Source organism: Dellaglioa sp. CoH-55-MRSF-9 (genome assembly GCF_056782155.1).
In genome coordinates this window covers 1-7,509 of the sequence record NZ_JBXAYG010000011.1, presented here as the reverse complement: position 1 = coordinate 7,509, position 7,509 = coordinate 1, and the positions used below count along the sequence as shown (strand labels likewise).

Genomic DNA, 7,509 nt, shown 5'->3' with positions numbered 1-7,509 from the left:
TTTTGTTTTTTATCCTGTTTATTTCTAATAGCGTTAAATGTTCTTCTCAATGAAACTGTGATGTCATGTTGCAAATCTTCATAGTTATCTAAAAAGATAGTTGTTGGTTTTCCTGTTTGTTGAGTAATAAATGTTTCACTTGCTTTTTTAGCATTAAAAATAATCCCAATCATTTTTTCCATTTTCTTTGGATCATTTGCAGACCATAAACTGATTAACTTTATTGTTTCAGCTTCTAAAGGAATTTTACCTGCATTTCCGTTTGATACTAGAAATTCGCTTGCATTAGCTACAATGTCTTGATTTTGTTTTTGTAGAACATTTTGAGAGAAATTAATTGATGAAAAATCAAGCATGCTTGTATCTTTATTAGTATCTTTATTAGTATCTAAGTTAGTCTTATATAGATTGTGTCCGATTTCGTGATGTCCGCTTGTATCAAGGGTTTCAGCCATTTCTTGTCGGCGTCCGATTTCGTGATGTCCGCTTGTATCAAGGGTTTCAGCTGTTTTATTATTTTCTTGTCGGCGTCCGATTTCGTGATGTCCGCTTGTATCAAGGGTTTCAGCCGTTTTATTAGCAAAATCCCGTTTAATATACACGTCTTTTGCTGTAACTTCTAAATCATCAAGGTAAAGTCGATTGGGTAAATTTTTCTTTTTCTTGGGATCAAATCCTTGCTTGATTTGAAATAATAGTCCTGCTATATATGATCCATTATACCATTTAACAAAAAAACAGCCCCCATTATCCAACTAGTAGATAACGAGGGCTGTTTTAATAGTCTTTTCTAGGGGTCATTATATAATTATAGCCCCTAAACAAACATCTTTTGTAAAAAGCCTTTTTTCTGTTCTTTCAACAAATCTAACTTACGTTGATGAAGAGCGATAGTGTCGTCGAGTTGTTTGAAAAATGAACCAATTTTTTGCTGTTCTTCCTGACTAGGTTTATAGATTTCAAATTCTGAAAATTTAGAAATCCAATGACGTTCATGACTTTGAGGTACATATTTTATATTCTTCAACGTATTAAACATAAAATAGAAATTGTCAGAATTATCATTCAAACTAAGTAATTTCATTGCGGAACTCTTAATCTTAAAAGGGAAATCTACATAATGAGAACCAGTTGTAAAATCATCAAATATAATAACTGGATTCTCTACGGTAGCATTTTTAATCCCAGTAATCTCATCTGTATAGCCCAATAAGAAACTCTTACCTGCTGTTAAAACAGGTGTATTAAAAGTGTCATCATACTCTGTAGATTTAACAATATATTTTGTTGGTTGCTCATAGTTAAATATCTCCCCCAACTTACGCTGTTCCCAATCGTCAGCAAACCCCGCAAATCGCAATTCAGGAATTTTTTCTCCAGCTTTTGGAAACATTTTTTGCAAGTAGCCTTTTTTCTGTTCTTTCAACAAATCTAACTTACGTTGATGAAGAGCGATAGCGCAATCAAGTTGTTTGAAGAATGTCCCAATTTTTTGTTGTTCTTCTAATTTTGGATATAAAAGATTTACTTGTTTTAGATCAGAGTTATGCAGATGAACTACAGATTTTCCTTGAGCTCTCTTCGACATTTCTTGTCGTTGAGATCCATTAGAAATAGTTAAAGCTAAAAAAATAGAATCAATATAATTTACTGGTTTAATTATATTTAAATCTCCGCCTAAAATTAGACCTGATTTACCAACAACTGAAGCTCTAGAAATATCTTCTGAAGATTCTCCTGATGCAGGTACTATGACTTCAGATCCTTCACTAATTATTGAGTTATCTTTCTTATTTACAAATGTATCTACTTTCTCAATAACTGTTTCATATTTTGTATATAAGCGACCATATAAAATTATTGGATCTCCAAATTCGACTAAATCATTTTTTGTATATCCATTGCCTTTTGAAAAACTAGCTAATTCACCCAACTTACGCTCTTCCCAATCGTCAGCAAACCCCGCAAATCGCAATTCAGGAACTTTCTTTTTAACTGAATCATCTATTTTCGCCATAGTCCCCACCATTTTCTTGGTTTTTCTTGTTCTTCTATCCTTTTTTGATCTTTGATTTGTTCCTGCAAATTTTCCAACTTCTCTTTAAGAGCGTTCACTTCATCTTTATATTGATTGTCTAAGTGTTTGAATTGTGTTTCCTGTGAGGGCATTTTGAGAACTTTTAATCTGTCGTTTTTTGCTTTGTATTCTTCTAACAACTTTTTATCTTGTAAGGCTAATTGTTGTTGCTGGTCTAACAAATTTTGCGTTTGTTTTTGTGCTTCCACTAAACTTTTTATTTGTTCATCTTTATTGGTATTTTGAGATTCAAGATATTCAATTTGGTGTTTAAGACTGTTTAAATAGCTATTTAAAGTGCTGTTTAATTCAACGCCTTCAACACTTGTATTTCCTTTTATATTAGTGTTTTCTTGGTGTTTAACGGTATTTAACTTACTGTTTAAACTACTGTTTAATTCAATACCTATATTTTCTTTTATTTGTTTAACCGCTTCAGCGGTTAATAGCTTCATACTATTATTTCTAACTACATATTCGCTTGATATTTTAGAAACTTGATAATGAATTTTATTCTTGCTAACTCCTAACTCATCTGCAAGTTCTCGAATCGTTTTTAAATTGTCACTCATGATCTATATCCTGCCTTTTAACGATTGGTAGATACTGTTCAATCGATTTTTTAAGATACTTAGCAATATTCTTTTTCGAATAGTCATCTTGTTTGTCTCTGATATAGGCTAAGTGTTCTTTCACGCCCTTTAAACCACGTAATTCTTTTAATTCGTCATAAAGTGGATATACATTTTTCTGTAACCCTGACAAAATAGTCGTATCCGTTAAATCAATATATGACAATAAAAACTGCTCCATAAGTAACTTTGTATAGGGACTTTTTATTGCCTTAACAGTCAACATATCTTCTGTTTCTTCTTGACGAATCTTGCCCTCGATATAAACGGGATCATCCTGTTTATAACTACTATCAGCCGCAACTTGTTTTTTAGTAATGTGAAAGACAATGCTATCAATGCTGCGCCCTTTTTTAACTTTTTCGTACGTCACATTAAAAGTTGTATTATTTGTAATTTCTTCAATACCATTTTTTAAAATTCTTTTTTCAAAATTTCTAAAATCCAGATACTCATCTATCGTATCTGTCATTTCTCGTAAATCTCGGATACTAATTTCAGGATTACGATAACTATCAATTTGGTCTTGTCTCCGACCACCTTTAAAGCTGTAATGCTCGTACTGGTTGTAATTCATCGATAACCAACGGTATAGAATAATGGCATACTTGCTATTTAATTCTGCGATGTCTGACAAAGCATGTTGCGTAAAATTGTTTTTAAGATTGATTAAGTAAGGCATGATTTCACGATGAAATTCAATTTTTACTTCGTCACTATAATCCGTCCATTCCACATAAGGGATTGGCACAATACTAACAAACTTAAACCCTTTATCTTGTTCTTTTTTAATCTGAAAAAAAGCTTGTTTCTGCATTCTTTCAATCGCTTGTTTAAATCGGCTATGTTTATCGTTATCATTCACCTTAAAGAAAGCAAACATTTCTTGCTTTGATAAATAAACCGTTTGATCTTGAGGTGGGTTTTCTGTATCGATTAAAGAAACAGCTAATTCAAACATTTTAAGCGGCGTTTTATCCATTTTGGCAATGGATGTGATTAAGCTATTGTGTTCGACCACTTTTCTTTTTGATAATTCATTCAAGGTCTGCACCTGCCTTGTCTTTGATTCTGATATAATGGACATATAGATACACTCCTTTGGGCGTGTTGTTGGATATAAGCATAAAGAAAAACTTTTTGTCGGGAATTTCTTTATGCTTTTTATTATAGCATTTTACGTGTACATGAAAAAATAAAATGTACACGTATGCACAGTATTTTGTACACGTATGCACAGTATTTTGTACACGTATGCACAGTATTTTGTACACGTATTTAGCTTTGAAGCATTGCTAATGCTCACTTTATAACCACGCAAAAGAACAAAAGATTAAAATATAAAAGATAAACTTATAATAGGCTTCGCCTTTTTATTGAATTAATAAAAACAAAACAAAAAGAACACCGTTGTACATAATGTTTGTCCAGAGTGTTCTTTTTGTTTGGCATTATTTTAAATGATGGATTCCTGGTTATGTAACCTAATTGCCCCTTATTAAGCCAATAGCGACGTTTGAATCTATTTGATGATTATTTCTACGTCACATGGTTAAAAACGCTTAGACGAGCAAATAGGCCGTTATAACGTTAAAGACTTGGCCCTTTAAAAATATCACGCGTTAATTCAATGATTCGATTAATTAATGCTTTAACTTGTTCAATACCCCAATCTAATCTAGTTGGCGCTATTTTCGTATCTGGATCTGCTCTAGCTGTCGTCAGTGTCTTTAACCAGGTCTGGGCTACTTTTTTATTTTGAGTGAGTTCTTCATGATCCAGCTTATAAAGAACATACCGAGCCTCCACATCAGTATGCGATAGTTTGTCGACACCATAATCATTTTTAAGCATGTCACGCATCACATAGTCCATTTTTTGCTGTTCTCGCTGCCGCTTCTGAAACATTTGATGAGTTTCTTTCAGGTTTTGATAGTCAGCTTGGATGTCAGCTAATTGCGCGTTGACTTGGCCTAACGTTTGCTTGAGTTCTCGTGTCTCATGCTGGCTTTGCAAGGTGGCTTTCTTCATCGTGGCTAACACACTTTTAAAGCGATCTAAGTCATCTGGTTTAAGCACCGTCTTACCAAAGAGGTTTTTAGATAAGTCTTGTTTAAAGGCATCAATTTGTTTTTCGGCTAAGTCCAATTCCGTTAAGGCTTGATCCGTGATTTTAAGTACGGCCTGTTTCGCACGAATATTGTCTTCAATATCGGCTAGTTCAGTTTTTAAAGCGTTAAACTGATCGTTGTATTTTTTGATTTCAGCGACATTCTCAAACGGTAAGGTTTTGTTATTTAAAATCCCTTGTTCATAAAAGGGCAGCACTTTTTTTAAATGCTCATCTAAATCCTCATGAAAGCTTTGCAAATCATGGCGCGTGAGGACTTCTTTAGCGGATACTTTATCACGTGCTTTTTTATTATCAAAAACCACTGGGACAAAGGCATAGTGCAAGTGAGGGGTTGTCTCGTCATAATGTACGACAGCGGCCACGGCATTTTCTTGACCATAACGGTCATTCAGAAAATTAGTGGTTGCTTCAAAAAAGGCGCTCTGTTGCTCGTAGGACGCTTCTGTAAGTTCTTCAGGTAAAGTGACAATCCAAGTCGCTAACGCCTTCACATCGTCTCTTTTCATGCAATAAACGTCATTTAAACGCGCATTGAAGCGTGACAGCATATCAGAACCATCCGCCATCAGATCTTGATTTAGATAGGTTTTCGACACATCAATTTCTTTGTTAGTGTGATGGTCGGTTTTACGTTCAAAGTGAACCGCTAAACCTGGGACTGCGCCACGCGTATTTTTCTTTAAATGCGCCATCAAAAATGCCTCCTCAAAAAGGGTTTTCCAAGACCAGTATAACACCGTTAAAAATCTGGTATAGCCTGTTATACCAAAATAATATTTTGGACAGGCTCTGCGAGGCGCGTCATCGCCAAGCGATGACCGTAGCGTTTCCCCTTCTTACTGGGGAAACTGCTATTTTACAGCGCCACTTATCCGGCTTGTAAAACCTCTGGCGGGTCACGCCGTGACGGGGCAATTTATCATTGCAGGATCACTTTCAGTGAGAGCATGTCATGCAGAACGCTACCCGCGTGGGGCAAGCTGGTGTCAGCTTAACCCCATAAAAAAATAAGTTGAGATAGTATCTGTATCTCAACTTATTTTGAATGCTAATATAATTTCTCATCGTATTAAGTTATGACCAATATTTCCTGTAAGCAAACTACACGCGTTTTTTTGGTAACAATTTTAATAAATCTACACTGGTATGGATTGCTCAGAAGTCAATAAATTGGACTATTTTTATTTGCCACTTATTATTTTGATAAGTCTAACTATTGCTTTTGGCATCAAAAGTGTCTTAGCGATATTGGTACTAATTATTCTGTCACTTACATTAGCATTATTTATTGCAAAATAAAAAGCAAAGCTTTTATAAAAAAAGTCTTTACCTTTTATTTTTCCCAAGTCATACGATACTCTTTTGAATCAGTCTCAGTATCCATACCTACACTGTCTATGATAAAATCTTTATTCTCATAAAAATTAACGGCATTAATATTATCTACATAGACTGAAAGTGTTAATTTGTCGTTTATTTGTTTTAGGTAATTAATTAATCGGCTACCAACACCTTGCTTTCTGTAGTTCATGTCAACAAATAATCCAGCTATGTAACCATCTAATTCGCCTAAAAAACCGATAATTATTTCATTATTCCTATACACAAAAATATTTGCTTCAGGCAACATTTTTTTAATGTTCACAAATTGATTTTTCCAATACTGAGCGGGAATAAATGAATGTGCTTGTAAATTGCCATTCAACCAAATCTGTGCCAATTGTTCTAAATCCCTGTCTGAAAAACTGTTTAATTTTGTAATCATTGTAGCCCCCTTTTTCCTAAAACAAGTTTAATAAGAAATAGGAGAGGATTCAATTATCTAAAACTAGGAAATGATATTAATTAATCATATTCTTTTCCATTTATTGTTTCACATATTGTTTCTACACTTATTAGTTCCATTATTTCCACTCCTTATAATTTAAAAATATTCTAATTCTAACAATCGTTTATTTAAGTTACCTAGCGTTCCATATTTTCGTATTAACACTTTAGTTTCTTGTTCATTTTGAGCTTTACTTATCACTCTATTCTCGCTTTCTGCATTATCTAATTGTTGCTTTAAAAACTTTTTATTCATTTTTCTGTCCTTTCTTTTAAACACATTTTTTTTAGGTGTTGAGTGAGTGAAGCTGGATTGATGATTATTTTTAAGTTATTAAATTATGTACATAGATCACCCCCTTTTTTTATTTTGATAGTTCATTTTTTCCAGTGCGTTTTCGGTCGTTTGCTGTGATGAAAACAGATAAAAAACATAAAAAAAATACAAGGGCGAACTTGTGAGTTTATATACCCTTTTATTTTTGACTGTTTTTGATATGGTAAGTGACAGTAAACAGACGTATTACGCAGTGTAAAATGAGCTTTCTAAAAAAGGTAGTATGATACATAATTTAATTGTTTAACTTCAAAATAATCAGAAAAAAAGGACAAGATATTATCTTGTCCTTTGATTTTAATTGCCTTTAATAACGCTTCTAAGGCATTTTTAACATTTTACTAGTCTTTGTACTTTGTTGCTTTTAAAGTTTCTCTATGGCTCTTATATGAGCTAATTTAGCCATTTTAACTTAATGATTGCAAGTATTCGCTGTACCACACTTCAAAAGTATTTCTCATTGCGCCAAAAATGTAATTTTCAGGATTAACTTTTTGTTTTT

8 protein-coding genes are annotated in these 7,509 nt (G+C 33.3%); all 8 read right to left on the bottom strand.

Translation table 11 applies throughout. From position 1 onward, the window contains the following. On the bottom strand, positions 1-755 hold a 755-nt coding region (locus AC1RPV_RS07500; protein ID WP_481761984.1), incomplete at its 3' end, for a plasmid replication initiation protein. A gap of 62 nt (positions 756-817) precedes the next feature. Continuing rightward, positions 818-2,017, bottom strand: a complete 1,200-nt coding sequence (locus AC1RPV_RS07495; protein ID WP_224143287.1) for a restriction endonuclease subunit S — start codon at positions 2,015-2,017, stop codon at positions 818-820. Beyond that, a complete protein-coding gene (locus AC1RPV_RS07490) occupies positions 2,005-2,649 on the bottom strand; it encodes a hypothetical protein (RefSeq protein WP_481761985.1) in 645 nt (214 codons plus the stop codon). Before AC1RPV_RS07490 ends, AC1RPV_RS07495 begins: the two co-directional genes overlap by 13 nt. Next, a complete protein-coding gene (locus tag AC1RPV_RS07485) occupies positions 2,642-3,796 on the bottom strand; it encodes a RepB family plasmid replication initiator protein (RefSeq protein ID WP_481761986.1) in 1,155 nt (384 codons plus the stop codon). Before AC1RPV_RS07485 ends, AC1RPV_RS07490 begins: the two co-directional genes overlap by 8 nt. A gap of 503 nt (positions 3,797-4,299) precedes the next feature. After that, positions 4,300-5,535 carry a MobV family relaxase gene (mobV, locus tag AC1RPV_RS07480; RefSeq protein ID WP_481761987.1) on the bottom strand — a complete coding sequence of 412 codons (1,236 nt, stop codon included), beginning with the start codon at positions 5,533-5,535 and terminating at the stop codon, positions 4,300-4,302. A 489-nt stretch (positions 5,536-6,024) separates the two neighbouring features. Further along, positions 6,025-6,189 carry a hypothetical protein gene (locus AC1RPV_RS07475; RefSeq protein ID WP_013102110.1) on the bottom strand — a complete coding sequence of 55 codons (165 nt, stop codon included), beginning with the start codon at positions 6,187-6,189 and terminating at the stop codon, positions 6,025-6,027. Then, on the bottom strand, positions 6,177-6,608 hold the full coding sequence (locus AC1RPV_RS07470; RefSeq protein ID WP_220741389.1) for a GNAT family N-acetyltransferase: 432 nt from the start codon (positions 6,606-6,608) through the stop codon (positions 6,177-6,179). The genes AC1RPV_RS07475 and AC1RPV_RS07470 overlap by 13 nt, the downstream gene beginning before the upstream one ends. Before the next feature lie 159 nt (positions 6,609-6,767). Next, the gene (locus tag AC1RPV_RS07465; protein ID WP_185931198.1) at positions 6,768-6,926 is read right to left on the bottom strand and encodes a hypothetical protein; all 159 of its coding nucleotides are present in this window, start codon (positions 6,924-6,926) and stop codon (positions 6,768-6,770) included. Positions 6,927-7,509 lie beyond the last annotated feature (583 nt).